The 26893-nt window shown below is 39.9% G+C and carries 22 protein-coding genes; 10 read left to right on the top strand and 12 right to left on the bottom strand.

What is annotated here, in order from left to right; translation table 11 throughout:
* Window positions 1-105 precede the first annotated feature (105 nt).
* From H5115_RS01765 to H5115_RS01745, 5 genes are all read right to left on the bottom strand, one after another.
* Entirely contained in the window at window positions 106-765 is a 660-nt protein-coding gene (locus tag H5115_RS01765; RefSeq protein ID WP_182753310.1) for a DsbA family oxidoreductase, read from the bottom strand.
* A 114-nt stretch (window positions 766-879) separates the two neighbouring features.
* The gene (locus H5115_RS01760) at window positions 880-2100 is read right to left on the bottom strand and encodes a Xaa-Pro peptidase family protein (RefSeq protein WP_033029765.1); all 1221 of its coding nucleotides are present in this window, start codon (window positions 2098-2100) and stop codon (window positions 880-882) included.
* A gap of 101 nt (window positions 2101-2201) precedes the next feature.
* Window positions 2202-2810 carry a flavin reductase family protein gene (locus H5115_RS01755; RefSeq protein ID WP_149593093.1) on the bottom strand — a complete coding sequence of 203 codons (609 nt, stop codon included), beginning with the start codon at window positions 2808-2810 and terminating at the stop codon, window positions 2202-2204.
* A 9-nt stretch (window positions 2811-2819) separates the two neighbouring features.
* Window positions 2820-3542 (bottom strand): SDR family NAD(P)-dependent oxidoreductase, encoded by a 723-nt coding sequence (locus H5115_RS01750; RefSeq protein WP_149615163.1) that lies wholly within the window; start codon window positions 3540-3542, stop codon window positions 2820-2822.
* Window positions 3539-3937: a thiol-disulfide oxidoreductase DCC family protein gene (locus H5115_RS01745; RefSeq protein ID WP_182671116.1), complete on the bottom strand. Its 399-nt coding sequence runs from the start codon at window positions 3935-3937 to the stop codon at window positions 3539-3541. The genes H5115_RS01750 and H5115_RS01745 overlap by 4 nt, the downstream gene beginning before the upstream one ends.
* Before the next feature lie 120 nt (window positions 3938-4057).
* On the opposite strand from H5115_RS01745, the gene ppc reads away from it, so the two are divergent.
* Both ppc and cdd read left to right on the top strand, forming a co-directional pair.
* Window positions 4058-6703, top strand: a complete 2646-nt coding sequence (ppc, locus tag H5115_RS01740; RefSeq protein ID WP_024594555.1) for a phosphoenolpyruvate carboxylase — start codon at window positions 4058-4060, stop codon at window positions 6701-6703.
* 136 nt (window positions 6704-6839) lie between these two features.
* Window positions 6840-7766, top strand: coding sequence for a cytidine deaminase (cdd, locus tag H5115_RS01735; protein ID WP_182753308.1), 927 nt, complete (start codon window positions 6840-6842; stop codon window positions 7764-7766).
* 90 nt (window positions 7767-7856) lie between these two features.
* Here the strand turns inward: cdd and udp are convergent, their stop codons facing one another.
* Window positions 7857-8612, bottom strand: a complete 756-nt coding sequence (gene udp / locus H5115_RS01730) for a uridine phosphorylase (RefSeq protein ID WP_007375563.1) — start codon at window positions 8610-8612, stop codon at window positions 7857-7859.
* Window positions 8613-9066: 454 nt separating this feature from the next.
* Between udp and H5115_RS01725 the strand changes: the two genes are divergently transcribed.
* The 7 genes from H5115_RS01725 (at window position 9067) to H5115_RS01695 (ending at window position 19185) form a co-directional block, all read left to right on the top strand.
* Window positions 9067-10176 (top strand): arginase family protein, encoded by a 1110-nt coding sequence (locus tag H5115_RS01725; protein ID WP_182753306.1) that lies wholly within the window; start codon window positions 9067-9069, stop codon window positions 10174-10176.
* A gap of 129 nt (window positions 10177-10305) precedes the next feature.
* Window positions 10306-10995, top strand: coding sequence for a transporter substrate-binding domain-containing protein (locus H5115_RS01720; RefSeq protein WP_039488472.1), 690 nt, complete (start codon window positions 10306-10308; stop codon window positions 10993-10995).
* 147 nt (window positions 10996-11142) lie between these two features.
* On the top strand, window positions 11143-12444 hold the full coding sequence (locus H5115_RS01715) for a hemolysin family protein (protein WP_002959027.1): 1302 nt from the start codon (window positions 11143-11145) through the stop codon (window positions 12442-12444).
* A gap of 286 nt (window positions 12445-12730) precedes the next feature.
* Entirely contained in the window at window positions 12731-13900 is a 1170-nt protein-coding gene (locus H5115_RS01710) for an efflux RND transporter periplasmic adaptor subunit (protein ID WP_002959028.1), read from the top strand.
* Between the two features lie 12 nt (window positions 13901-13912).
* The gene (locus tag H5115_RS01705) at window positions 13913-17047 is read left to right on the top strand and encodes an efflux RND transporter permease subunit (RefSeq protein ID WP_182753304.1); all 3135 of its coding nucleotides are present in this window, start codon (window positions 13913-13915) and stop codon (window positions 17045-17047) included.
* Complete coding sequence (locus H5115_RS01700) at window positions 17044-18462, top strand: efflux transporter outer membrane subunit (RefSeq protein ID WP_182753302.1); 1419 nt, start codon at window positions 17044-17046, stop codon at window positions 18460-18462. The genes H5115_RS01705 and H5115_RS01700 overlap by 4 nt, the downstream gene beginning before the upstream one ends.
* Window positions 18463-18558: 96 nt before the next feature.
* Complete coding sequence (locus H5115_RS01695) at window positions 18559-19185, top strand: TetR/AcrR family transcriptional regulator (protein WP_002959031.1); 627 nt, start codon at window positions 18559-18561, stop codon at window positions 19183-19185.
* 65 nt (window positions 19186-19250) lie between these two features.
* Here the strand turns inward: H5115_RS01695 and H5115_RS01690 are convergent, their stop codons facing one another.
* The 6 genes from H5115_RS01690 to H5115_RS01665 form a co-directional block, all read right to left on the bottom strand.
* A complete protein-coding gene (locus tag H5115_RS01690) occupies window positions 19251-20363 on the bottom strand; it encodes a HupE/UreJ family protein (RefSeq protein ID WP_182753300.1) in 1113 nt (370 codons plus the stop codon).
* Complete coding sequence (locus H5115_RS01685; RefSeq protein WP_182753299.1) at window positions 20360-21385, bottom strand: hypothetical protein; 1026 nt, start codon at window positions 21383-21385, stop codon at window positions 20360-20362. The genes H5115_RS01690 and H5115_RS01685 overlap by 4 nt, the downstream gene beginning before the upstream one ends.
* Before the next feature lie 53 nt (window positions 21386-21438).
* A complete protein-coding gene (locus H5115_RS01680) occupies window positions 21439-21948 on the bottom strand; it encodes an Ig-like domain-containing protein (protein ID WP_182753297.1) in 510 nt (169 codons plus the stop codon).
* Window positions 21949-21959: 11 nt separating this feature from the next.
* On the bottom strand, window positions 21960-23552 hold the full coding sequence (locus H5115_RS01675) for a DUF4331 domain-containing protein (protein WP_182753295.1): 1593 nt from the start codon (window positions 23550-23552) through the stop codon (window positions 21960-21962).
* Between the two features lie 157 nt (window positions 23553-23709).
* Window positions 23710-24393: an anti-sigma factor domain-containing protein gene (locus H5115_RS01670; protein ID WP_182753293.1), complete on the bottom strand. Its 684-nt coding sequence runs from the start codon at window positions 24391-24393 to the stop codon at window positions 23710-23712.
* Window positions 24390-24914, bottom strand: a complete 525-nt coding sequence (locus H5115_RS01665; protein ID WP_007582398.1) for a sigma-70 family RNA polymerase sigma factor — start codon at window positions 24912-24914, stop codon at window positions 24390-24392. Before H5115_RS01665 ends, H5115_RS01670 begins: the two co-directional genes overlap by 4 nt.
* 348 nt (window positions 24915-25262) lie before the next feature.
* Here H5115_RS01665 and H5115_RS01660 point away from each other — a divergent pair, with 348 nt between their 5' ends.
* Window positions 25263-26882, top strand: coding sequence for a diacylglycerol kinase family protein (locus H5115_RS01660; RefSeq protein WP_182753291.1), 1620 nt, complete (start codon window positions 25263-25265; stop codon window positions 26880-26882).
* Window positions 26883-26893: the final 11 nt, after the last annotated feature.

Raw genomic sequence — 26893 nt, 5'->3', positions numbered from 1 at the left:
AAGAGATTCAAGGTAAATAATAAATTTGTATTGTTTTTGAACTGATGAATAAACAAGAAAGGCTGCATTGCGCAGCCTTTCTTAATTTTAAACTTTATTTGTGTATTAAGCGTCTTCCTTGGCTTCTTCTTCACTAATCTGTTTTAGTGCTTGAATGAATGAGTCGCTTGGTTGTCCGCCAGTAAGTGCATACTTATCGTTTATGATAAACGTAGGTACTGACGTAATGCCCATTTGTTTAAAGTTGTCTTGCTCTTGGCGTACGTCTTGTACGTATTTGTCTGAGTGTAAAATACTACGTGCCTCTTCTTTATCAAGGCCAACACTTGCTACTACATCAAGCAGAGCGTCTTCCTGATTTAAGTATTTTAAATCGGTGAAATGTGCTTCAAAAAAGGCGAGTTTTAGCTTCGTTTGCTTACCTTCTTCACGTGCCCACATTAATAAACGATGCAAATCAAAGCTGTTGATCATGATGCGTTTGCCATCAAAATTAAAGGTAAACCCAGCACGTTGACCAGCTTCGAACATGTTTTTACGATTTTCGTCGCCTTGCTCTTCTGTTAGGTTGTACTTTTGCATTAAGTGTTCGTTTAAGTCTTGACCTTCAATTGGCATATCTGGGTTTAGTTCAAAAGGATGCCACGTAATATCTGCGCTCATTCCGTCTTTGAGTTGCTCTAGTGCAGTTTCTAGGTTTTTATAACCCACTACACACCAAGGGCACATTACGTCTGAAACTATATCAATTTTAAAGTTTTTCATATTTATCCTTTTGAGGATTGCTTTGGTATAACAGGGGATATTGGGATGAACTGCACTTTATCAATGCCAAACTAAAAAGAGCAGCTAAGCAGCTGCTCTTGAAGGTATTCAGTTTTAAGCGTTAAGGCCAAATGGGTCGTCAATACTATAACTTGGTTGTGTAAACCAATGAGGGCCGTTGTCGGTCATGTAAAAATGATCTTCTAAACGCACGCCAAATTCATCGGGTATAACTAACATTGGCTCGTTACTAAAGCACATGCCTGGGGCAAGTGGGGTTTTATCACCGCCAACTAAGTATGGCCATTCGTGAATATCTAGCCCAATGCCGTGCCCCGTTCGATGCGGGCAACCCGGTGTTTGGTACTGCGGGCCTAGCCCTTGCGCTGCTAAATAGTTACGTGCGCCCGCGTCAACGTCTTCGCACGTAGCACCAATTTTAGCTGCATTAAACGCGGCCATTTGCGCTGCTTTTTCATGATCCCAAAACATCCGTTGGCGCATTGTTGGTTCGCCAAATACATAGGTACGGGTTATATCTGATAAGTAATCGTGTACTTTACAGCCAGTATCAATTAGCACCATATCGCCTTTTTTAAGTATTTGGGCATCTTTAACACCGTGCGGGAAAGACGTTGCAACACCAAATAAAACAATACAAAAATAGTTACCTGGTGCACCTACTTTTTGGTGTGCTTGCTTAATAAAAGCTTCTACTTCGGTGGTGGTTATCCCCTCATAAAGCATGCTTGCTGTGGCTTGATGTACGGCTAAGGTCATGTCCATCGCGCGTTGCATTAAGCTAAGTTCATGAACTGATTTATGCATACGGCAATGCGCCGTTACAGGTTGTGCATTTATGAGGGTTAAACCCATTTGTGCTTTATTAATGCCGTCGAATATAAAAAATTGTGCGCTTTCATCAATGCCAATAGTTGCGTTTTCATTAATATTTAACTTTTTTAATACTTCGACAAAAAGTGCATAAGGATTTTCGTGCTCTTGCCACCCATGAATAGGCCCATCTATTACTTTAAACCCGTTTAGTGAACCAATTTCGAAATAAGGCGCAATGTACTGTACTTCACCAAGGGCGGGTAATATCGCGCCAACCATACGTTCGCTCGCGTACCATTTCATGCCTGTAAAGTAGGTAAGGTTGGTGCCAGCGTTTAAATAAATTGCATCTATGTTGTTTGCTAGCATATACGCTTGAGCCTTGGCTATGCGCTCTAAATGTTCGTCAGCTGCGATAGGGGTCAGCGTTTGCGTCATGTTACTTAGGCTTGCCAGTGCTTGCTCGCTTGATTGTGTACCAATACCGATGGTGGTCATATTTTTCTCCTTGGATTTTTAGCTAGTGTGATTAATACCAAGGTAAAATTCAATGTTATGCGATAAGAGGCTATTAGTTTATAGCCTCTTAAAATGGCATATTATTTTTTAGCGTAAGGTAAACGCGTGAGTTTATTACTTGTGTGGTAGCTATCAAGCCCGGTTACTGCCACCGTTTCAATAGCCTGTAAATCTAAAAAGCCATCACTTTGAAGTGCTACTTCATCTAAATACACATCAGTGATTTCACCTATTACAAGCTCTGTGCCATTGATGGCTAAATGTTGGTTTTCTACAAATTTAACCGAGTACTTTAAGCGGCTTTCTTTAACAAAAGGCGCTGCAAAGTCATTTAAATATTCGGTCGTTAAACCTGTCGCTGTAAATTCCGACTCGCCTTTATTGTAGCGGGCTGATGTTTGATGAGCTTGCTTATAAATAGCCTTATTAACCTGGTTAATGGTGTAACTACCAGTTTCGATTATGTTTTCGAACGTATGGCGAGGCACGCTATTTGGGCGCATTATCATCCCAACTAGCGGCGGGTGAGCACCTAAATGAATAACTGAGCTAACAATGGCGAGATTAGTATTGCCTTGTTTGTCTTGCGTGCCAATTAAGTTGGCGCTTTTAAAACCCGAAAGCGAATTAATTAAATGAGTACGGGTATGTTTTTCAAGTGCGTTTATGCGTTCTTTAGTAAAATGCATTAAAGGTCCTTACCACGGTATGGTTTCGCCTTGCCAATCTAAGTAGGCAGGCTCACCATTGAGTTCTAAATGAGGGTTATTAAAAGTAAGTGTAAAAAGCTGCTTGGCTACAAATTCAGCTGTAAAGAGTTTTCCAGCAGGTACGTTTTTTTGAAATGGCTTTGAAAGCGCAGTATCAGTAGTCCCTGGGTGAAATAAAACGAGCTTGGTATTTTTAGCTCTGCGTGCAAGTTCAATCGCTGCGGTTTTAAATAGCATGTTAAGCGCAGCCTTAGAGGCGCGATACGTATACCAACCTCCTAATTTATTGTCGTTGATGCTGCCCACACGCGCACTGAGTGCTGTAATAGTGCACTGCGTTTTGTGTGTTAAAAGAGGCAAAATACTCTGCAAACAAAGTAGGGGAGTTAGGGTGTTTGAATTTAGAAGTTGGCTAAAATACTCAGCGTCTAAATCCTCTAGCTTTTTTTCAGGCATATGGGTTTCGTTGTGCAGTGTACCATTGAATATAATAACTTGTTGTATATCGGCATTTTGCTCTTTCAGGTAATTAGTAACACGCGCTAAACTTTGTTTTGTGTAGTCAGTATGCAGGTGGACAACACTTGAACCAGATTCAATACTTTTTGAACTAATACAAACAATTTGATGAGTAGGCGTGTTTATTTGTAGATGTTCTATATATGCATTTGCTATGGCACTGCTTGCGCCGAATAAAACAATAGTTTTCATTTATCACCTTTTGCTTTTAGTCCACATTGGCCGTTACTGCACTGAGTATTTGGCATTAAAAAGCGACTGATGGGGTGCCTATATTTAGCAAATAACAGGTATCCGCAGTCAGCGAAAAAGCGAATTATTGGCAAGCGAAAAATTTTCAACCAGCTGTGTTTATCCACTATTTTCCATGCTTCGTACGTTACATCAAGCCCGTAAATCATTTCACCTGATTGCTTTTGGGCTTGCAGGTAGTTCATTGCTTTGTCTTTATCAATATACGGGTAGCGTTCACTAAAGTCGCTCGCGTTAAGATCTTCAAGCGTAATTAGATTTTTAGAGTCTGCGTGTTTTAGTTGCTGCATTTCGGTGCTACAAAGTGGGCAGTTTCCGTCGTAAAAAATGATCATGTAATTGCTTTGTGATTATTTTATATATACTTTTTTACGACAAGACATTGCAAATGGATCTATTAAATATCTCTTCATGATGATATTAATAGTGTCCTACGAAACAAAGGAGAATGAGAAATGAGTGAACAATATGCCGCCTTGCGAGGTAATGTAAATTTACTTGGGCAATTACTAGGACAAACTATTAAGGATGCTCAAGGCCAAGCTATTTTAGATAAAGTAGAAGAAATTCGGGCTTTATCTAAATCATCTCGCAGTGGTAATGAAGACGACAGACAAGCGCTAATAGATGTTTTACATGCGCTTAGTGATGAAGAGCTTTTGCCGGTTGCCCGTTCATTTAATCATTTTTTAAACCTTGCTAATGTAGCAGAACAATTTCATACCGTTTCGCGTTTTAATGACGTTGGCCTTGGTCAACAAAACCCTCTCACTCAAACATTAAAAACGTTAGTTACAAAAGCAGAACAAGGCCAGCTAGATAGTAATCATTTGGCCGAAACACTCTCAAAACTCCACATAAACTTAGTATTAACCGCCCACCCAACCGAGGTGACGCGCCGTACTATTATTAACAAACATGTTGAACTAAGTGATTGCTTAGCGTCATTAGAGCGAAAAGATAACTTACCGCTAGAGCGAGATGCTATTTTAAATCGTATTGAACAGCTTATTAGCCAGGCTTGGCATACCGACGACATTCGTCGCTCTCGCCCAACGCCAGTTGATGAAGCTAAATGGGGTTATGCGGTAATCGAAAACAGTCTTTGGCACGCTGTTCCGCGCTTTTTACGTGAATTTTCAGCCAATGTTAAAGATCAATTAAGTTTAGAGCTACCAAAAGATTACAGCCCTATTGAGTTCACATCTTGGATGGGTGGGGACCGTGATGGAAATCCATTCGTAACATCGCAGGTTACAGCAGAGGTGCTTGACCACGGTCGTTGGATGGCGCTTAACTTATATATTCAAGATTTAAAAACGTTATGCGCTGAACTCTCTATGTCAGACGCCAGTGATGAGCTTATTGAGTTGGCAGGTCAAGACTTTGAACCATACAGAGCGGTGATCAAAAAGCTTAAAAACCAAGTTGCAGAGACAGTGGCTCACCTGGGCGCTAAAATTAAAAATAAGCGTAGCGATTCACAAGATTTAATTACCGATATTAATCAGCTTAAGCATCCGGTTGAGGTGTGCTACCGCTCGTTATTAAAGTGTAATATGAAAGTAGTTGCTGATGGATTATTGCTTGATTTACTGTACCGTATTAATAGCTTTGGCTTGCGTTTGGCTAAACTCGATGTGCGCCAAGATTCGTCTCGTCACAGCGATGTTTTTTCTGAGCTGACTCGTTATTTAGGTTTAGGCGACTACAACCAATGGCAAGAGCAAGATAAACAAGCTTTTTTACTTACTGAACTTAACTCTCGCAGACCGCTTATTCCAAAACATTGGCAACCAAGCCCTGATGTTCAAGAAGTGCTAGACACCTTTGATGTTATTGCTAAGCAAGACGAACAAACATTTGGCTTGTATATTATTTCGATGGCGCGAACAGCATCAGACATTTTAGCAGTACAATTATTGCTAAAAGAAAGCGGCTGTAGCTTTGATTTACCAGTAGCACCGTTATTTGAAACACTCGACGATTTAAACGCAGGCAGTGATGTAATTACTACATTACTTGATAATGTGTGGTATCGCGGGCACATTAAAAACACCCAAAATGTAATGATTGGTTACTCTGATTCTGCTAAAGATGCCGGCATGATGGCAGCAGGTTGGGCGCAGTACGAAGCTATGGATAAACTAGTGCAGCTTGCTGATGAGCGTGGTATTGAACTTATTTTATTCCACGGACGTGGTGGCACAGTAGGGCGTGGTGGCGCACCTGCTGCACAAGCGCTGCATTCACAACCGCCAGGTTCGTTAAAAGGTGGTTTGCGTGTAACCGAGCAAGGCGAGATGATCCGCTTTAAATTTGGTTTACCTGATGTAGCACTGCAAAGCTTAAATATTTACGCAGGTGCAGTACTACAAAGTAACTTATTACCGCCGCCGGAACCAAAACCGCAGTGGCGCGAAGTAATGAAGCTAATAAGTGAGGAGTCGTGTGAACATTACCGTAATGTAGTTCGCCACGATGAAAACTTTGTACCTTACTTCAGAATGGCAACGCCTGAGCTTGAGCTGTCTAAGTTGCCGCTTGGCTCGCGTCCAGCAAAACGTAATCCTAATGGTGGCGTTGAAAGCCTGCGTGCTATTCCATGGATTTTTGCGTGGAGCCAAAACCGTTTAATGCTTCCTGCATGGTTAGGTGCGTTAACTGGCTTAAAAGCTGCGCTTAATAAGTACGGCGCAGAAACCCTAAACGAAATGAGCCTACAGTGGCCATTCTTTAGATCGCGCCTAGAAATGCTAGAAATGGTATTTAGTAAAGCCGATTGCTGGTTGAGTGAGCATTACGATAATGCGCTGGTGGAAGATATGTACAAACCATTGGGTGTAACACTTCGTAAAGAGCTTCAAGAAGCGATTAGCTTGGTGCAATCACTTAGCCCACAAAAAAGCCTACTCGCCGAACAACCTTGGATTAAGGAGTCGATTAGTTTACGTAATCCGTACACTGATCCACTTAACCTACTACAGGTTGAGCTCTTACGCCGTGCTCGCTCAGAGGAAAAACGAAACGAAGGTGACATTGATAATGCGTTAATGATCACTATGACAGGTATAGCTGCAGGTATGCGTAATACCGGCTAACACTTTATTTTGTTAGGTATACCTATTGGTATTAAAAGGGAGCACGCGATGTGCTCCCTTTTTTTGCGTTAAATAGGCTGGTATTTAACACCCTAACCTTTTAAACTACTTAGCCATTGAATAATTAAAAAATATTATGGCTTCAGCAACTTTTACTGTACAGCAAGATACAGCACTTACAAATTCGCACTTCATATTAAGCGTAGCGCAAACAGCGTCATTACGTAGTCAATTAAAATCACAACGTGGCATATTAAATTCTAATAATATTAAAGCGTTATGCGCGCAACTCAATGTGTCTGATGATGTATTACTACAAGGTTTAGTGCCTTTAGCTTCTGAGTATGCCGTTGCGCCAGTGTCAGATTTTCATGTAGGCGCAATTGTTAAAGCGCTTGATGAAAAGGGTGAGGTAAACTTTTACTTTGGTGCAAATGTAGAGTTTGATCATCAAGCATTGAGTTTAGTGGTTCATGCAGAGCAATCGGCTATAAATAACGCATGGTTAAACGGCGCTAAAAAAATAGTTAAAATTGCTATTAGCGATGCGCCTTGTGGGTATTGTCGCCAGTTTATGAACGAACTAGCTGATGCGAAAGAGTTTGATATTTTACTTCCTGATCAGCAATTTAAACTTGCTGAATTACTGCCGCATTCATTTGGACCTACCGATTTAGGTAACGAATTTAGCTTATTTAACCCAAAACCACAGCAAGGTAATTTTAGCTTTGATGGCCTTGATGAAACCCTTGCGCGTTTTGCACTTAATGCGTATGTGCCTTACAGCCACAACTTTAGCGCCGTAAAAATAAGTACATTTAGTGATGGTGATTTTTACGGAAGTTACGCCGAAAATGCAGCTTACAGTCCAAGTTTATCGCCACTACAAAGTGCACTAAGCCAGTTCTTTTTGGCTGGGCTTAGCTTTAACGAAAGTTCGGTGAAGGGAATTACATTGCTCGAAACAGCGGGTCGTGAAAACCAGTCGCAAGTGGCAAAAGCTGTACTTGCCAGTTTTACGCATTTACCTGCACTTAAAGTAATTAGCGCACCACTTAAATAGTGGCTTGCATACAATAAAGCACAGCCAGAGCTGTGCTTTATTAAAGCGAGTCATTCTATCGAATTAACTCACTGACTGCTATAACCTGTATTAATCAAGTAATACTTTAGCTGCTTCTAATACTACTGCTACAGATTTACGCTCAATTTCACCGTGGTCTACATTTGGTATTTCTTGGCGAGTACGGTTAACAAGTACGCCTGCTACACATGCTGCTTGTAATCCAAGGGCTGCACACATAGTAAATAATGTTGCCGATTCCATTTCGTAGTTCATCACGCCCAATTTTTGCCACTCTTCGCAGCTACCTTGTAGTGATTTAGGAACGTAACCAGAGTGCGTATCGTAACGCTCTTGCCCTGGGTAGAATGTATCGCTTGATGCAGTAATACCAATATGAAAATCGATATTTAGGTTTTTACATGCTTGTACCATAGCTTGTGTCGCATAAAAGTCAGATACAGCAGGGTAGCTAAGTGGTGCAAAATGTTGGCTAGCTCCATCTAAACGTACAGACGCTTGGCTAATTAAAATTTCGCCTTCGTTAATGTGTGGCTGAATTGCACCGGTTGTACCAATACGTAAAAATTTACGCACGCCAAGTTGTGCTAATTCTTCTACTGCAATCGACGTAGATGGACCACCAATACCTGTAGAACATATAACCACAGAGTGGCCGTTTAATTGACCTAAATAAACATGAAACTCGCGAGTTTGAGCAAGGCAGGTTGGGTTGTCTAGGAATTGTGAAATACGTGCTGCACGATCTGGATCGCCCGGTACAATCGCAAGTTTTGCACCTTTAAGATCGTCAATACATAGTCCTAAGTGAAATACCTTTTCCATAGCTAAGCCTTTTATAATAATTTGTTGTCAATCTAGCATGATTGCTAGAAACGTTTATCAAGTACAGGACGATTGTCCGTTTTATCTTAACTCTTCCAATAAAGCCTTAATAATTTTAAGGGCTAATTTGATTTATTCACCAACTATGAATATTCACTCAAGTACTTATATACGTAGCCTTGTTGCGCTGTTGACATGTTCAAGCAGACATAATAAGTATCACTCAAGCGCGTAACTACGATTAAATGAATGATTACAGATTTTCATTAATATCAAATAAATTCAATTACTTAAATTTGTAGTGAACACGTAAAAACTAACGTGTTTACTTATATTAAGCACTGACTTATTTAGCGAAGTGGCATTTATTTGAAGTTTAGGCATTTTTAGTGATTTTGCATAACTACTCAAAAGTAATTAGCTACGTACAGAATAAAAACCGAAGGAGTTTATTATGAGCACACAATTTGAAGCATTTAAAAACAAAGTTGAGCACTGTTTGTGCGCACCGGGCGATGGCGTATACACAGTAAATACTGCAAAAGAGCGCAAAGCCGCACTGCGTAATAAACTTTACGGACAAACTGAAAACGTTGATAACTTGTGGCGCGAGTCTTTAAACGAATTACCAAACTCACCACATAAAGCCGTTATGTTAGGTATTAGTTCAGACTGTGGCGGTGGTATTTTACGCGGCGCAAACTGGGGGCCGTTGTTTGTGCGCTCAGCTTTAATTGATCAGCAACCTCAGTGTCATTCGTTTGATTTAGGTGATGTACGTGTAATCCCACATTTACTTCATGACAAATACCTAAATGATGCAACCATTTCTAATTGCCAAAAAGCCTTATATGGTGATGAAGATAACGACTATTACGTAAGCCCATTATCAATCACTGAAGATGTGTGCGACAGTTTTTACGCAACGTTTAAAGATAAAGGTATATTTGGTATTGGTGGCGATCACTCAATTAGTTACCCACTTACTAAAGCGTACTTAAAAGCAAAACGTGAGCAAGGTAAGCGCACGGCTATTATTCACTTTGACGCGCATACCGATTTACTTGTGGAGCGCTTAGGTATTGATTTATGTTTTGGCTCGTGGTGTACACATATACTAGAGTTTTTACCGGCGCCGCATCATTTAATACAATTTGGTATTCGCTCAAGTGGCAAGCCTAAAGCGCATTGGGAAAATACTTTTGGTGTTAAACAGCACTGGGCACATGAAATCATTGAACGCGGCGCAGCAGCGGTTGCTGCCGACGCTATTGCACAGTTAAAAGCCGATAACGTTGATGAAATATACGTAAGCTTTGATATTGATGCACTTGATGCTGAATTTGCATCCGCCACAGGTACGCCAGAGCATCACGGTTTAACGCCTCAGCATGCGCTTGATATTTTATCAGCCATTGCGGATGAGTTCCCGATTACGGGTGCAGATATGATGGAGATAGCGCCATTCACCGACAGCTCTTTAGTTGGTCAATCAAGCTCAGAAACTACACTTAGAGAAGGCGCTAAAATTTCAGCCTTTTTAATTAGTGCAATGAACAAGTAAGCTGTAGAAGCTATAAATACTAGCACTATCAGCGTATAAGTGTGCATTACATGACTAAAAACTAGCAGTTCATAAAGCCTCAGCTATATTTATTAAATACATATAATGAGTTAGTTGAGGCCTCGCTAGATGAAATTGTTGATCTTTTTATTGTTCATTAGCTGTATTAAAGTTGATGCAGCTGAAATTACAATAGTAACGGAAGTATTTCCGGACTTTCAGTATATTAATGAAGATAACAAACTCGTCGGCCGCTCTGTCGATAAAGTTCATAAAGCGCTAGAAGGTACAGGTATAAACTACACTATGTTGGCGCATAGTTGGGCTATATCCTACAATGCAGCGCTACGCGATAAAAACACCTGTATATTTTCGATTGTTCGATTACCTAATAGAGAAAGTAAGTTTAACTGGGTAGGTGAACTGGAAAGCTTTGACTCTGCCATTTATGGTCTAAAATCCAGAGGTATAAAGTTAAACACTCTCAATGATGCTAAAAAATACAAAATAGCAGTACTGCGTGATAACTTTAGTCATCATTATTTGCTTGAAAGGGGCTTTAGTGAAAGCAAGCATTTATTACTCATCGATAGCCTAGATAAAATAGATAAACTCATAAGCACTCGTCACCATATACTTGATTTTGTTATCCTCAACAAAAAGCAATTTAACTATCGAGTTAAAACAGAGCCTAAGCTTGAGTTACTAGAACCATTACTTGATTTAAATACAACTCAGTCTCCGTTATTTTTTGCCTGTAATATAAATATGGATCCGGCTTTAGTTTCTCAATTAAAAGTTGCCTTTAATAAAATTTAAGCACTTTAAACTCACTGTTTTACCTCTTAAATAATTGAAAATTAATAGCTTAAATATATTTCGTAAATATAAATTGCTGCGTTTAAAAAACCGATTATAATCCAGCTGCTTTTTGTTTAAAAAAGCGCTAACTTATTGGAGCGTTAAATGGGTGATTTAATCGGGATTAGCTTATTGATCTTGATCAGTGCGTTGTTTGCTATGTCAGAAATAGCAATTGCAGCGTCGCGTAAAATAAAACTGCGGGTAATGGCAGATGAAGGAAATATAAAAGCAGCAGCGGTATTAAAGCTACAAGAAAATCCAGGGGCTTTTTTTGCCATGATCCAAATTGCACTCAACGCGATTGCGATTTTGGGTGGTATTGTGGGCGAGCAGGCTTTATCGCCTTATGTTGAAAGTGTTTTAGTGCTTTTTTATCAAGGTGCACACTTAGAAAAAATTAGCTTTTTATTCTCATTTTTTACTATTACATCTCTGTTTATCTTGTTCGCCGATTTAATGCCAAAACGTTTAGCGATGATCATGCCAGAAGCTGTCGCTGTTAGAGTCGTTACAATAATGCGCTGGGTAACCTTTGCCTTAACTCCGCTAGTAATGTTTTTTAATGGGGTAACGAACTTTGTGCTGCGCTTATTTAAAGTGCCTGCTGAGCGAGAAGACAACGTTACAACTGAGGACATTGTTGCCATGATGGAAGCGGGTGCTGCATATGGTAGTTTGCAAAAGCAAGAGTATGAATTAATTGGCAATGTGTTTGACTTAGAAGCGCGGTTTTTATCAAGCGTAATGACGCCACGCGATCAAATTGTCTATTTTGATTTAAACGAATCTAGCCATGATATTGCGACCAAAATTATTGATCACCCTCATAATCACTTTTTAGTAGTGTCAGGAAATTTAGATAAATTGCATGGCTCTGTTGAATCTAAAGATATTTTACGACAAGTACTAAAAGGCGAAGCCGCCAATATAAACGATGAGCTGATTGATAAAGATGTTTTTTACTTACCGGAAACATTAAGCCTATCAGAAGCTTTAAATGCGTTTAAAAGCGCAGCAAAGCCATTTGCTGTTGTCGTAAATGAATACGCGCTTTCGGTAGGTATTGTAACGGTAAAAGATTTAATGAAAGGGTTTATGGGTGATTTAATTACTCATCAAGGTGATGAATTAATTATAGAGCGCGATAAAAATTCATGGCTTGTAGATGGGTTAACTCCAATTACCGATTTAGCAAAGGTACTTGATATAGAAGAATTTCCTGATCAGATGCACTATGAAACTGTCGCTGGATTTTTAATTTACAGTATGAAGCGAATCCCTAAACGTGCAGAGCATTTAACTTTTTCAGGCTTTAAGTTTGAAGTTGTTGATGTAGAGGGCATTAGGGTAGAGCAGTTGTTAGTTTCAAGAGTTATTAATCCACAGAACGACAACCCCCTTTAAAAAAGTAAGATAGTCGTTTATATAACTAGCCAAGCAGTTTTTTGCTTGGCTTTTTTGTGTCTATTTAAAAGTTCTGTGCTTAAAATGAGTGGTTATTTCAATCTGTTTAATTGCTTTATTTTCAAACAGCTTTGATTCTATTTTCATCAAATTAACATTAAATGCTACCTAAAGCGTATATTATATTCAATAGTGTAAGTTTGTGTAAATTTCTCCTTATTAAGATTCATTATCAGCGCATTTTAATTTAGAATGATCGTTCACTCTAAACTAAAAGGTATTTAACATGCAGCGTTCCCGCATCGCTTTATTTGTATTGTCAGCCCTCGTCGGTTCTGTTGCTTTAACTGGTTGTGATCAGGCTGCTGAGCAGTCACAAGCTTCAGCTCCTAAAGCTGTCCCAGTGGGTGTAATTACAGTAAAAAGCCAAGCGCTTACTCTCAAAAAAGAACTTCCTGGTCGCATTAGTGCATTTCAAATTGCTGAAATTCGTCCACAAGTAAGTGGTATTGTGCAATCTCGTTTATTTGTTGAAGGTAATGAGGTTAAACAAGGCCAAGCACTGTATCAAATAGACCCTGCTACATTTGAAGCAGACTTAGCAGCAAGTGAAGCAAGCGTAGCGCGCGCAGAGGCAAGCATTGCCAGCTCTAAATCAAAAGCATCGCGTTATAAAGAGCTTTTAAAAATTAAAGCCGTGAGCCAACAAGATTTTGATGAAGCAGATGCTGCATATAAGCAAGCTAATGCTGAATTATTAACGGCTAAAGCGCAGTTAAAATCAGCGCAAATTAATCTCGATTACAGCCACGTCTCTTCTCCTATTAGTGGTCAAATTAGTAAATCAAGCGTAACAGTGGGTGCACTTGTAAGCGCCAATCAAAGTACAGCACTTGCTACAGTAACTCAGTTAGATCCAATTTATATCGATTTAACACAATCAAGTAATGAGCTTACCCAACTTAAAAAAGCAATATCATCAGGTGCTCTAACTGTCGATTCGGCTAGTCAAACTGACGTTGAACTTATTATGGAAGATGGTTCTATTTATCCTCATAAAGGCACATTGCAGTTTTCTGAAGTGACCGTTGATCCAAGTACTGGCTCAGTAACATTGCGTGCTAAATTTTCAAACCCAGAAAAATTATTACTGCCTGGCATGTATGCCCGAGCTTCTATTGTGGAAGGTGTTAAGGCGGGTGCTATTTTAGCTCCGCAACGTGGCGTTAGCCGTAATTCAAAAGGCGAACCAACAGCAATGGTTGTCAGTAAAGACAACACAGTAGAAAGCCGCGTATTAAAAGTAGATAGAACTTTTGGTTCTGATTGGCTTGTTACTGATGGCCTAAGTGATGGCGATAAGTTAATAGTTGAAGGTTTACAAAAAATCCGCCCTGGTGCACCTGTGAACCCATCTGAAATTCAATCGTCTGCTAAAGCCGATCAAGCTCAATAACGGAGAGTTTTAATGTCACGATTTTTTATCGATAGACCGATATTTGCTTGGGTACTCGCTATTGTAGTGATGCTTGCAGGTATTTTGGCGATTAGGAGTTTACCTATTTCGCAGTATCCTTCAATTGCACCACCTGCAGTGAGTATTACTGCAACGTACCCTGGTGCATCTGCACGAACACTTGAAGATACGGTAACGCAAGTTATTGAGCAAAAAATGAAAGGGCTTGATGGCTTGCTTTATATGTCATCTACGTCTGAGTCGAGTGGTTCTGCTACGCTTACACTTTCGTTTAGTGCTGAAACTGACCCTGATATTGCACAAGTTCAAGTGCAAAATAAACTAGCTACAGCGACTCCACTATTACCAGAAGCCGTACAAAGGCAAGGTGTGGTAGTTGCAAAATCAGCACGTAACTTTTTAATGGTTTATGCTTTTGTGTCTAAAGATGGCAGCATGACCAATATTGATATTGGCGATTATGTTTCATCAAACGTGCAAGACATTGTCTCGCGTGTTGAAGGCGTAGGTGAAGTACAACTGTTTGGTTCTCAGTACGCGATGCGTATTTGGTTAGACCCTGCAAAGTTACAAAATTATAAGCTTACACCTGCTGATATTAGTGCATCAATTAGTGCGCAAAATGCGCAAGTATCTGCCGGTCAACTTGGCGGTATGCCTGCCGTTGATGGTCAGCAACTTAATGCAACAGTAACGGCGCAAAGCCGATTACAAACGCCAGAGCAATTTAAACAAATATTAGTTAAAACCAATCCAGATGGCTCTTTTGTACGTCTAGAGGACGTTGCTAAAGTAGAGCTTGGCGGTGAAAGCTACCGCGTTGTTGCTCGTTACGATGGGCAACCTGCATCAGGTTTAGGTATTAAATTAGCCAGTGGCGCTAACGCACTTGATACCGCAGAGGGCGTTAAAAAAGCAATTGAAGAGCTAAAACCGTTTTTCCCTGAGGGGTTAGATGCCGTAATACCTTACGATACAACACCGTTCGTATCGTTATCTATCGAAAAAGTTATTCATACATTAATTGAAGCTGTTGTACTTGTTTTTGTAGTTATGTATTTGTTCCTACAAAACTTTAGGGCAACGCTTATTCCAACAATTGCCGTACCTGTGGTTTTACTAGGTACATTTGGTATTTTATACACCTTTGGTTATTCAATAAATACGCTAACGATGTTTGCGATGGTACTTGCCATAGGCTTATTGGTAGATGATGCAATTGTTGTTGTAGAAAATGTTGAGCGTTTAATGACCGAGGAAAAACTCTCGGCACTTGAAGCTACACGTAAATCTATGGATGAAATTAAAGGCGCGCTGGTAGGTATTGCCATGGTGCTTTCTGCGGTATTTATTCCAATGGCATTCTTTAGTGGCTCTACCGGTATAATTTATCGTCAGTTTTCTATAACACTCGTATCGGCGATGGGGTTATCTGTTTTAGTGGCTCTTATTTTAACGCCAGCATTATGTGCAACGCTTTTAAAACCAAGCCATGTACATAACAATGACACGTTGTTTGGCCGGTTTTTTACAGGCTTTAACCGTGGTTTTGATAAAACAAATTCAGGTGCACAAAGCTTTGTAGGGCGCATGCTTACTCACTCTAAACGCTACTTACTTATTTATGGCGTGATTGTGGGCGGTATGGTTTATGTATTCTCAAGCTTGCCAACGGCATTTTTGCCTGACGAAGACCAAGGTATTTTGTTTAACCAAGTGTCATTACCAGCGGGTTCTACAACACAACAAACGCTTGAGGTTGTTAAAAAGGTAGAAAACCACTTTTTAAACGATCAATCTGAAGCAGTAAACGGTATTTTTACCGTGACTGGTTTTAGTTTTGCAGGTTCTGGCCAAAACTCAGCAATTGCCTTTGTAAATCTTAAACATTGGGATGAGCGTCAGCGTGACGAGTTATCTGTTCAAGGTGTTGCAGGTAAAGCGATGGGCTACTTTTCAACGATAAAAGAAGCATTTGTTTTTGCCTTTCCGCCACCTGCAATTGTTGAACTGGGAACCGCTAATGGCTTCAATATTTTCTTACAAGACCGTGTAGGCCTTGGCCATGACGCACTTTTAGCTGCACGAAATCAGTTATTAGGTTTAGCAAGCCAAAGTCCAATTTTAGCGGGCGTGCGTCCAAATGGACAAGAAGATATGCCAGAGCTACAACTTGATACAGATTTGGCAAAAGCCGAAGCGCTTGGTGTGTCGCAAAACGATATTAACAGTACACTTTCGACAGCATGGGGTAGTAGTTATGTGAATGACTTTATTGACCGTGGTCGAGTGAAAAAAGTGTATATGCAAGGTGATGCACAATCTCGCATGGTGCCTGAGGATCTAAATAAGTGGTATGTACGCAATGATAATGGCGATATGGTGCCGTTTTCAGCGTTTGCTAGTGCCTACTGGACGTATGGTTCGCCGCGTTTAGAGCGTTACAATGGTTTTTCAGCAATGGAAATTCAAGGTAGTGCAGCGGCAGGTTACAGTACAGGCCAAGCAATGGATGAAATGGAGCGTTTAGTTAAACAATTACCAAATGGTATTTCGTCTGAGTGGACCGGTATTTCATTCCAAGAGCGCTCTAGTAGCGGTCAAGCACCTTTATTATATGGCTTATCGCTGTTGTTTGTATTTTTATGTTTAGCCGCGCTTTATGAAAGTTGGTCAGTACCGTTTGCGGTAATGATGATTGTGCCACTGGGTATATTTGGTGCGATTATGGCAGCGCTTGGCGGTGGCTTATCTAACGATATTTACTTGCAGGTAGGTTTGTTGACCACCATTGGTTTAGCATCTAAAAATGCGATACTGATTGTAGAGTTTGCGATTCATAAAATGGAAGAAGGGCTTGGCTTAGTTGATGCGGCTATTGCAGCTGTTCGCCTACGTTTGCGTCCAATACTTATGACTTCGATGGCCTTTATTTGTGGTGTTTTACCGCTTGCTATTGCCTCAAGCGCGGGTTCTGGTGCGCAAAATGCGTTAGGTATTTCGATTATTGGCGGCACACTTGCATCATCAATATTAGTTGTTGTTTTTGTTCCGTTATTCTTTGTGTTAGTACGCCGTGTATTTCCTGGCAAAGCTAAAGAGATAACGAAGGAGAGCGCAGAATGAGCATTAAAACATTCAGCCTAAGTGCAATTGCTTTATTGGTGCTAAGTGGTTGCCAATTAGCGCCAGAGCAAAAAGATCTTGCTCTACCAGTATCTGATGCTTATGCATCAGGTACTGAGCAAAGCGCTGCGCAGCAATTAAATTGGCAGCAGTTTTTTAATGACGAAAAACTACAAACGTTAATTAGTCAAAGCCTTGAGCATAACAAAGACATGCAAATTGCAGTGCTTAATGTGCAGCGTGTGCGTGGTTTATATCAAATTGAAGACTCTGCTTTGTATCCATCCCTTGATTTAAATGCCTCAGGTACGCGCCAGCGTTTACCGGCTGACTTATCAGGTACTGGCGATGCAGCTATTAGCTCGCAATACAGTGCAACAGTGGGTATTACCTCTTACGAGTTAGATATTTGGGGCAAGGTAAGTAACCAATCAGCGCAAGCACTGCAAAACTTATACTCTACAGAGCTTAGTCAATACAGCACGCAGGTGTCTTTAATTTCAGAGTTGGCAAATGCGTGGCTAAATTATGCAACTGATTTGCAACTGCTAGAGCTTGCAAAAGAAACGCTTACCTCTCAGCAGGAGTCATTATCGCTTACGCAAAAAAGCTTTGATTTAGGTGCGACGTCTTCAATTACCCTTGAGCAGCTTAAAAGCACAGTTGCTACGGCAAAAGTAGACATAGCAACGTACAAACGTTTGTTAAAGCGTGATAAAAGTGCCTTAGATTTATTAGTAGGTAAATCTGTTTCAGCTGATTTACTGCCTAATAAAGACCTGACTAACTTGATCAGTATGCCAGAAGTACCCGTTGGTTTACCGTCTGATCTGCTATCACAGCGCCCTGATATTAAAGCCGCTGAGCATTTAATGCTTGCTGCTAATGCCAATATTGGTATTGCTCGAGCGGCGTTTTATCCAAGCATAAGCTTAACAGCCAATGCGGGGTCTGCTTCAAGTGACTTAAGTGGCTTGTTTGATTCAGGCTCGGGTACATGGAGTTTTGTGCCGACAATTAGCTTACCTATTTTTAATATGGGACGTAACCAAGCAAATCTTGATGTAGCAAAAGCAGATCAAGAAATTGCAGTGGCAACGTATCAGCAAAAAATTCAAAATGCGTTTCGCGAAGTTGCCGATGCACTTGCTGATAGAGAAGGTTACCAAGAGCAATTAAGTGCCCTTGATATGCTTATAAGTAGCCGACAAATCACGTTTGATTTATCAAAAATGCGTTACGAAAAAGGCGCAGATAGCTACTTGCAAGTACTTGATGCTCAGCGTACGTGGTACGGCGCGCAGCAGCAGTTAATTGCGGGTCAGCAAGCGTATCTTGCGAGTCAAATTAACTTGTACAAAGCGCTTGGTGGCGGATGGAATGTAGCCAGTGAAACAACTCAGGTAGAGAAATAATATTTGCGGCTTTTAAAGCCGCATTACATATTTATATGGCGAGACTATTTATAGCTCTTGCTTTACTGAGTTTATGACTTAGTAGTGGAGTTGAACATGAAGCCTAAAGCAAAAAGGCAAACAGATCCCGCGATAGCACTTGCTAGGCGTGAGCAAATTTTAACAGCTGCTGCAGAGTGTTTTCGCCGTAAAGGCTACCACGGTGCAGGTATGGCAGAAATATCTAAAACGGCAGGGATGAGTGCAGGCCATATTTATAATTACTTTGAAAGCAAAGAAGCTATTATAGAAAGCATTATTGAAAAAGACATGGAAGAAATGTTCTCTATCTTTCAAAAGTTTGAAGATCACCCTGGTGATGTTTTGGCGGCTCTTTTAGATGGCTTAAATATTGGCGTGCAAAGACACATGGATACAGGCTCATGTGTTATCGATTTAGATATGATGGCAGAAGCGGGTCGTAATATTAAAGTCGCTACTCTTTTGCGTGAAACCGATATTCAAGCAAGAGGGCGCATGAGGCAGCTTTTAACAAGCGAGCGAAGTGCGCTCAAAGACATTGATGAGCGTGAACTTGAAAGCCGAATTAATGTTATTTTTTCGATGATGGCAGGGTTATTACTTAGAAAGTTACTTTACCCTGAGCTAACCGAAGAAACGGTACTCATAGCGCTTCGCCCTGCGATGAAAACATTACTGATGCCATTTGATAAAGCGCAGTAACGCTAAAAATAAATAACCAAAAGTAAGCTAGCCAATATTTTGGCTAGCTTTTTTATTTATACTATTTAAAAACGCTCGATTGACCACTGAAGTGCAACAATTGCGATAGCAACGGAGCCCATTGGCATTAACCATTTTTTATACCAAGTGTAGTGTCGTACATAAATGAGTATTGGTAAGGCTATCAGTAATATACTAAGTTGACCGATTTCGACGCCTAAATTAAACGCCAAAATACTGAGCAGTTGATAGTCGCTCGACAGGCCAAGCTCGCCAAGTACGCTCGCAAATCCCATCCCATGTAGTAAACCAAAAGCAAAAGTAAGCCAACCTAAACGAAGTACCAACGGCCACACATTATTTAATGCTGCAAATAAAACAGATACAGCAATTCCAAGCTCTACCCAGCGACTATTTGGTGATACAAGGTTCATAGCGGTGGCGGTAAGCGTAATAGAGTGCGCAAGCGTAAACGCGGTTACTATCCATGCTGTGTGTTTAATAATGTGTTTTTTAGAGCTAATACCTTGCCATGCTTTATCGCTGCGTTTTAAAACACAGGTAAGTAACAAAGCGATTAAAAATAAAATATGATCAATACCAATCCAAATATGTAAAACACCTTGGTAAACGTATTGATTAAAGGTACTTAAATAACTTGTTTGCTCAAAGCTGAACGTTTGTTGTGCCTCATTGATATTAAATACACGAGATACACCGTTAATATTTACGATGGATTTATGGTTAGTATCAGTTTTGAAAAAAGCGGAATAGGAAAGGGTGATTGCTTCATTATCATCACAGCTAAACTGCAGCGGAATCACTAAATAAGGTTGGTTAAAATGGTTATCTAGCTGATAGATACCTTCACTTTTTAAAGGGCATATTTGCGCGCTTTGCGTGATATTTAAATTTTCTTTAATGAAGTTATTAATTGAGCTGCGTTTTGCTTTTATTTCTGACCACGAAATTTGTCCGTTTTTATCTAAATCCAGAGGCACTGCGTGCTCTAAGTCGGCAATATTTATTTGCCAGGTACCCGTGTATAGATTTTTGCTGGTGTCGTTATTGTTCTCGCTATTTAAGGTTATATAACTTGTACTTAGTTGATGGGCAAAGCTGTAAGTTGAAAAAATGCACAGCATTAAAGTGAGTATAAATAGATAAGGCGTTTTCATAGTGTATCTCGTTGCATCGCTTTTGCTTGAATAAGTAATTGCTCATCGGTGCTCATTTTAGCCTGCTGCCAATTAATATGAGCCCAGTAAAGTGCTTTTTCGCGATTTGGTTGTACATCAAGGTAATATTTAGCTAAGTCACTTGCATGAAAAGAATCTTTACGAAGCTCTCGTAGCGTAACTCTTTGCGCCATTGTATTTTGCCATTTTTTATCGCGTTTATTCAGTTTTTTTTCTGCGATTGAAAGTCTTAGCAAAATAGCGTCCTCTAAATTACCTTTATCAGGAAGCAGTACGCTTAATGTATTTAATACTTGTTGTGGTTGGTTTAGAGCAATTTGAATATCGGCCCATAAAACAATTAGGCTCACAGGGGCTTGAACTAAATCTACACTTTGTAAGTGAGACAATGCTTGTTTGTAGTTATTTAAACGATAGCTCATTTCACTTAAAACATGGTTTGTAGCTAGGCTAGTTTGATTATTATTTATAATTTTTACTAATGCTTGGTAGCTGTCTAAAACGCTTTCATGTTGGCTTTGTACATCAAGTACACAGGTGCTAGCAGTAATAGTGCTTACGTGCCCAATTAAGGCGACACAGTGTTTTTTTGCTTGTGCAAACTTACCTTGAGTCATAAATATATTGGCTAGCAATAAATGGCTATTACTATGCTGTGGCTCTTTAATCAAAACGTTATTAGCAATATCAATAGCTTCGTTGAAAAGGTGCTCTTTTTGTAAAACACGAGCATATAAGTAACCAATTTGAGATGAGGGTGTTTGTTTATATAGCTGGGCTAAACGGGTTTTAAGTAGCCCCTGTAAACGCTCTGTTTGGCCTACATATTGGCTGTTAGTGACTAATGTATTTATTTCCTCAACAGACAGAGAAGCACTAAGCGTTGAATTACTGTTAGCAATAGCTGCATCATCTTTTGGGGTAAAAGGCGCAGCGCTTAATGCAAAGGTCGTTAGGCATAAAGTAATAAATGCGACGGACTTAAAAATTGATAAATGCATTATAAATATCCTTTGAAAAAAGCCATCCATGGCCTGTCAGCTTAATTACTTGGTTAGTTACCGTTTGTTGAAATTAATCCATCAACATCGGTATCTGTGTTTGTAAACACCCGACCGTTAACAGTTAACGGCTCTGCATTTGGCGCTTGATTAAATGCATCGGTTGCAAATTGAGCAAAGTCGACTTGTAGTGCGTCAATTGTAATGTTTACTGTTGCAGTTACTTGCGAATTAACGCCATCACTTACACCAAACATAAAACTATCTGAACCTGTCACTTCTTTATTTGGTGTATAGGTAAAGTTACCGTCGCTATTAACGGTAACAGTTCCAATAGTTGGCTCACTTGTTAACGAATAAGTAAGCGAATCGCCATCATTGTCGGTTGCGCTAAGCATATCGGTAATGCTTACCTCAGTTTGTGTAGTTAGCATTGCATCACTTGCGGTAGGCGCTGTGTTTACAACCGGTGTAGGCTGTTTTTTATCATCATCGCTACTACATGCTCCCAATGTTAATGCACTGAGGAGAACACAAATATGGGTAGTTTTTAAATTACGCATTATTTTACTCCTTATTTAGAGCCAGCAAGCGGTGTTGCAAGGTATGGGAATGTTGAGTCCATCATTGTTGCATCAATAGGTGCGCCGTCTGTAAATGGCACTGTGCCTGTATTAGCATCCTCTGGTGCACAAAGTCCTAAATCAGTGTCTTCACCATTTACAGGGATAGGATGACATAAACGACCCATCACAACACGAAGTGCAATATCAACCACATCATCACCCGGGCGACGACCATTTGGGAAGCCGGCTAAATCATTACCCGCTACACCAAATGCAGATTGATCAGCTTGCGCTGTTGCTGCAATGCCTGTATTTAAACGCAGCATTTCTGAAGGTGTTACAGTTGCTTGCTGATTAACGCCTGCAAAACCTGTTAAAAATGCAGTGATTAAATCAGTACGCGGGAAGTTTGTGGGTGCCAGTGTTTCTAAGTTTGCGCCAAGGGTCGTATTAACAGCATCTTTAAACAAAATGTTTAATAACTCTGGTAGTGCTGGGTGAGATACATAATCTAAAAATTGTGCATCATCTTTAGGGTGAGCAGTGGAGAATGTGTCCTTGTCTTTAATGCCAATTACAAGCTCGTTTACAAGCGGGCTACCCAAGCGTGAAACTTGTGTTAAAGCACCACCATTAACACCATTATTAGCAAATTTAGCATTAGGATTTAATACGCGAGCTTGAGGTAGGCTTGCTGTTGTCCATGAACCTATTACGCCATTACCTTCACCAACAATACAGCTTTTAGGTATTTCGATAGCGATTGATGTTACGTTTTTATCTGCAAGGTCGTCGTTATCAGCTGATTGTGTTATACCACCAGGAAAACCACCGCCGTCACCAGCACCTGGGGCGCTATCACCCTCTACAGGTACATAGTTAACTAAATCAAATGTTTTGCCTAGATTAACTACAAATGGGTCTTTACGTTGCCCTACAAAAACTTGTGCCATGCTTTCACAGTTAGGAATTGAAACCTGATACACAAATTGGTCAGCATAAGTTTGATAATCGCTCATTGAACCAAATGTTTTATTACCCACATAATCAAGCGGTTTAGAAAATGTGCTGGAGCTTGATGCAGTGTTATTTAATACCGTTGTTTCGCCAGTACGCTGCGCACCGCTTATCATGCTTACTGTGTATGATTCGCTAAAATTTACAGCGCTGTTATCACCGGCAGATACACCGCCTACATTTTTAAGCGGTACAGACACGGTGCGTTGATTACCTTCAGGTCCAACAGTTAATTGCACACCTTGGTTATCATTAGGAAGCATGCTTTTAAAGTTAAACGCAAATGTAATATCTTCAACAGCATCGCCGTCGTTATCTATATGAATGCTGTAGGTAGCATCTGGGTCCATTGCAAAGTAATTAGGACCGCCGTAGGCATCTTGCAGCGGGATGTAATTAGCAATTAATGTGACGTAATCATCACGACCTTGCTCGTAACTATTAAATACATAAAAATCGGTTGAATCTAAAGTCGGGAAACGGCTTATATTTGGCGCTTCTCTGTGGCTAGATGCTTCACTTGGTGCACTTACAAACGTACTACATATTACTACTGCGAGTATTGATGGAGTTAAAGCTTTCATGACTTTGTCCTTTAGTTTTGATTGAAGTCATAGCTAATAACGGGGCGAGATTTAAATTGGATGCAAAAAAGTTAAATTATTTTATTTTTTGTTAAAAAAGTTAGAGAGTAGGTTGGCTGCTTTAAGTAAACAGCCAACTTTAGTCATGAAAGTAGGGTTATAAAAGTACCAGCTCTGTGGTGTAAAGCACTTCAGTGGGAGAGCCATTTGGTGAGCCACCAATAGGCTCTAAGCTCACTGCTAACAATGCGATATCACTTGCGTTGAAGCGGTTATCTTTAAATAATATTTTACTGCCTTGCTTGGGCAGTAAACCCAATGAAATAGGTGCATCTTGACCTTTTAAAATCATCCACAGCTCATAATCTTTATTAGTTTGAGCAACCAATTGGCTGCTAGCTTTAATTGAGAGCCCTTGCTCGCTTACATCAATAAACCACAATGATTGTTTATCTTGATTTTGAACCAAAGCAATTTGCTGAGTTTGCATAACATTGGTACTAGGCTGAATAACCAAAAAGGCTAAAACAATGCATGCGGCAGTTGCCACAAAAGACCATGTACGCCAAATTGAAGGCTTGGTATGTATGACTGTTTTACTTGTTTGTGGTCTGTTCTCAATACGCTGTAGTATATTTACCCATACATCGTCACGTGGCGTTTGCGGTGTAATAGCACTCGCTAAGTTGTTTAGGTTTTGCTCCCACATATTTGTTGCTTCACGTGTTTGATTTGAGTTAAGTAACAGACGCTGAAAACGCTTTCGGGCAAGCCCTCTAAGTGTGCCAAGCACGTACTGCCCAGCAAGCGCGTCTAATAGTTCGGGTTTATTATAATTCATAATGTTAAACACCTTTGTAGCTGCATAAGCCCACGCCTGATCCAGCTTTTAACTGTACCTAAAGGCGTTTCTATATGATCGACTAACTCGCTATGACTCAGCCCCTTATAATAAGCTAAGTGAATAGCTTGTTTTTGTTGCGGCTCAAGCTGTTCGATACAATTGACCAGTTTCGTTTCTTCATCGTAATTAACGTCAACACTTTCATTTTCATATTCGTCATCGCCTAACGACTGCTCTTTTCGTACTTTGTGATAGCGAAGTGAGTCAAGACTTCTGTATCTGACTATACTTATCATCCAACTAATAACGGTGCCTTTAGAGGCGTTATATTCAGATGCGTTATGCCAAATTTTTATAAAAGCGTCTTGTAGTGCCTCTTCTGCATAAGCCCTGTTAGTGAGCATATTTAAGCTAATAGCAAAAAGTTTGCCGCTAGTTTGTTGATATAAACTTGAGAAAGCATTTTTGTCTCCTTGTGCTGTTGCGCACAAAAGAGGGAGTAAATCATCGTTATCCATAGGGGTCCTGTTTTTCTTATTATCATTGAGTAAACGGTTGAGAGTGTGATTTGGATGCAAAAAATTTAATTGCCTTTTAGATTAGCTGCTTTATACGTAAGTACAAGCAATAACCGATCAGTGTTTGAAATTTAGACGTGTAAGTATAATTTATTCACATGTTTGTAAAAAATGCACAAAGAGCGGTCTGTAGTAGATTTTAGTTTATTAATTACTATAGATATCAATGCCCTACTGTTCGCGTTTGAATTTTAAATGGCATTTATATGGCGTGATATTTGCAAAAGACTACTTAAAGCCGTTTAAATTAAGATTATAAATCGGCATTATTTTCACAAAGGAGAGACTATGTGGGCTGCAATTAGTTATTCACTATTAGCACTACTGCTTATTTTTATTGGTTGGGAAGTGAACTCTGTTTATTTTGCTATTGTTTTTTATTGGACTGCGCTGTCACTTTTATTAGTGAGTACCGCGTATATTTTTAATACAGCAAAAATATTTAGAAAGCGTGAAAATGGGGTGATCCCATTTTATATACGGTGGGCGTTTGTGCCATTTTTATTCGGTGTGCAAATTTATAATGCCTGGTCACGTAAGCGCGATAAAGTGCCGCCCATTCAACAAATAAACGAAAACCTATTTTTAGCTTGCCGATTATTTCCCTCAGATATAGACACATTAAAAGATAACGGGATTACGGCGATTTTAGATGTTACGTGTGAATTCGACGGGCTCGAGTGGAGTTCAACACAAGAGAATATTAATTATTTAAACATTCCGGTGCTCGATCATAGTATTCCTACCCATTCTCAGTTAAATCAGGCTATTAATTGGATTCATCACCATATTAAAGAAGACCATCGCGTAGTCGTTCATTGTGCTTTAGGGCGTGGGCGCTCTGTTTTTGTCATGGCGGCTTATTTACTGAGCCAAAACAAAAATGCAGATGTGCATGAAGTACTTGCACAAATAAAAGAAACCCGCGAAACCGCAAATTTAAATAAGCATCAACTTCGCCATTTAGCTAAGCGACATAAAAAAGGCGAATTACTGATTAAAAACAAAGCCGTTTTAATTGCAAACCCTGTATCTGGTACACGATTATGGGAAGAAAAAGAGCACTTAATTGTTGCGCGGCTATCGGATTATTACGATCTGAAAGTACTCACTACTACAAAAGAAGTTAACGGTATTGAGCTGGCTAAACAGGAAATTGCGCAAAATCCGGATATTATTATCGCATGCGGGGGAGATGGTACGGTGGCCGAAGTTGCAAGCGTACTTGTAAATACACAATGTAAACTAGGCATCATCCCTATGGGGACTGCAAACGCCCTTGCGCATGTATTGATGGGTATTACCTCTAAATTTATTCCTGTTGAACAGGCTTGTGACTTAATTATAGATGGTCAAACAAGCATAATAGATACTGCTTATTGTAATAATGAATTAGTACTACTGCTCGCGGGTATTGGTTTTGAGCAATCAATGATAGAAAAAGCAGATAGAGAGTCGAAAAATAAGTCGGGGCAACTTGCCTATTTAAATGGTTTTTTTGAAGCGTTTGGCGAGCAAAAATCGCAGTTACTTAAAGTAAAACTCGATGATAATGAGCCAGAAGAAATATGTACTAATAGTTTTATTGTGGCTAATGCTGCGCCTTTTACAACGTTATTGGCTCAAGGTGGCGGGCAACCTGATCATAGTGACGGGCTACTCGATATAAATTGGTTAACACCAAATAATGAAGATTCAACCACAGTACTAAGTATTGCAGAGCTGATGTTTAGTAGCTTAACGCAAACACATTTAGCTATAAACTCTCACCATACAAATGCCAAAAGAGTAGAGGTTACAGGCGAAGGAGAGCTTAAGTACGTACTAGATGGTGAAGTTAAAACCGCTCAAAAACTGGTTATTACTATTGAGCCGGCTTCATTAAATGTGATTTGCAAAGAGCAATAAATCGCGCAAGT

It is taken from the genome of Pseudoalteromonas sp. SR44-2, assembly GCF_014163745.1.
In the GTDB taxonomy this organism is placed as follows: Bacteria; Pseudomonadota; Gammaproteobacteria; order Enterobacterales; family Alteromonadaceae; genus Pseudoalteromonas; species Pseudoalteromonas distincta.
This window is presented reverse-complemented; position numbering and strand designations above follow the sequence as displayed.

What these genes read in the sequence shown, in the direction of transcription:
- H5115_RS01765 (WP_182753310.1), bottom strand. Translation starts at nt 765, where the DNA reads ATGAAAAACTTTAAAATTGATATAGTTTCAGACGTAATGTGCCCTTGG.
- H5115_RS01760 (WP_033029765.1), bottom strand. Translation starts at nt 2,100, where the DNA reads ATGACCACCATCGGTATTGGTACACAATCAAGCGAGCAAGCACTGGCA.
- H5115_RS01755 (WP_149593093.1), bottom strand. Translation starts at nt 2,810, where the DNA reads ATGCATTTTACTAAAGAACGCATAAACGCACTTGAAAAACATACCCGT.
- H5115_RS01750 (WP_149615163.1), bottom strand. Translation starts at nt 3,542, where the DNA reads ATGAAAACTATTGTTTTATTCGGCGCAAGCAGTGCCATAGCAAATGCA.
- H5115_RS01745 (WP_182671116.1), bottom strand. Translation starts at nt 3,937, where the DNA reads ATGATCATTTTTTACGACGGAAACTGCCCACTTTGTAGCACCGAAATG.
- ppc (WP_024594555.1), top strand. Translation starts at nt 4,058, where the DNA reads ATGAGTGAACAATATGCCGCCTTGCGAGGTAATGTAAATTTACTTGGG.
- cdd (WP_182753308.1), top strand. Translation starts at nt 6,840, where the DNA reads ATGGCTTCAGCAACTTTTACTGTACAGCAAGATACAGCACTTACAAAT.
- udp (WP_007375563.1), bottom strand. Translation starts at nt 8,612, where the DNA reads ATGGAAAAGGTATTTCACTTAGGACTATGTATTGACGATCTTAAAGGT.
- H5115_RS01725 (WP_182753306.1), top strand. Translation starts at nt 9,067, where the DNA reads ATGAGCACACAATTTGAAGCATTTAAAAACAAAGTTGAGCACTGTTTG.
- H5115_RS01720 (WP_039488472.1), top strand. Translation starts at nt 10,306, where the DNA reads ATGAAATTGTTGATCTTTTTATTGTTCATTAGCTGTATTAAAGTTGAT.
- H5115_RS01715 (WP_002959027.1), top strand. Translation starts at nt 11,143, where the DNA reads ATGGGTGATTTAATCGGGATTAGCTTATTGATCTTGATCAGTGCGTTG.
- H5115_RS01710 (WP_002959028.1), top strand. Translation starts at nt 12,731, where the DNA reads ATGCAGCGTTCCCGCATCGCTTTATTTGTATTGTCAGCCCTCGTCGGT.
- H5115_RS01705 (WP_182753304.1), top strand. Translation starts at nt 13,913, where the DNA reads ATGTCACGATTTTTTATCGATAGACCGATATTTGCTTGGGTACTCGCT.
- H5115_RS01700 (WP_182753302.1), top strand. Translation starts at nt 17,044, where the DNA reads ATGAGCATTAAAACATTCAGCCTAAGTGCAATTGCTTTATTGGTGCTA.
- H5115_RS01695 (WP_002959031.1), top strand. Translation starts at nt 18,559, where the DNA reads ATGAAGCCTAAAGCAAAAAGGCAAACAGATCCCGCGATAGCACTTGCT.
- H5115_RS01690 (WP_182753300.1), bottom strand. Translation starts at nt 20,363, where the DNA reads ATGAAAACGCCTTATCTATTTATACTCACTTTAATGCTGTGCATTTTT.
- H5115_RS01685 (WP_182753299.1), bottom strand. Translation starts at nt 21,385, where the DNA reads ATGCATTTATCAATTTTTAAGTCCGTCGCATTTATTACTTTATGCCTA.
- H5115_RS01680 (WP_182753297.1), bottom strand. Translation starts at nt 21,948, where the DNA reads ATGCGTAATTTAAAAACTACCCATATTTGTGTTCTCCTCAGTGCATTA.
- H5115_RS01675 (WP_182753295.1), bottom strand. Translation starts at nt 23,552, where the DNA reads ATGAAAGCTTTAACTCCATCAATACTCGCAGTAGTAATATGTAGTACG.
- H5115_RS01670 (WP_182753293.1), bottom strand. Translation starts at nt 24,393, where the DNA reads ATGAATTATAATAAACCCGAACTATTAGACGCGCTTGCTGGGCAGTAC.
- H5115_RS01665 (WP_007582398.1), bottom strand. Translation starts at nt 24,914, where the DNA reads ATGGATAACGATGATTTACTCCCTCTTTTGTGCGCAACAGCACAAGGA.
- H5115_RS01660 (WP_182753291.1), top strand. Translation starts at nt 25,263, where the DNA reads ATGTGGGCTGCAATTAGTTATTCACTATTAGCACTACTGCTTATTTTT.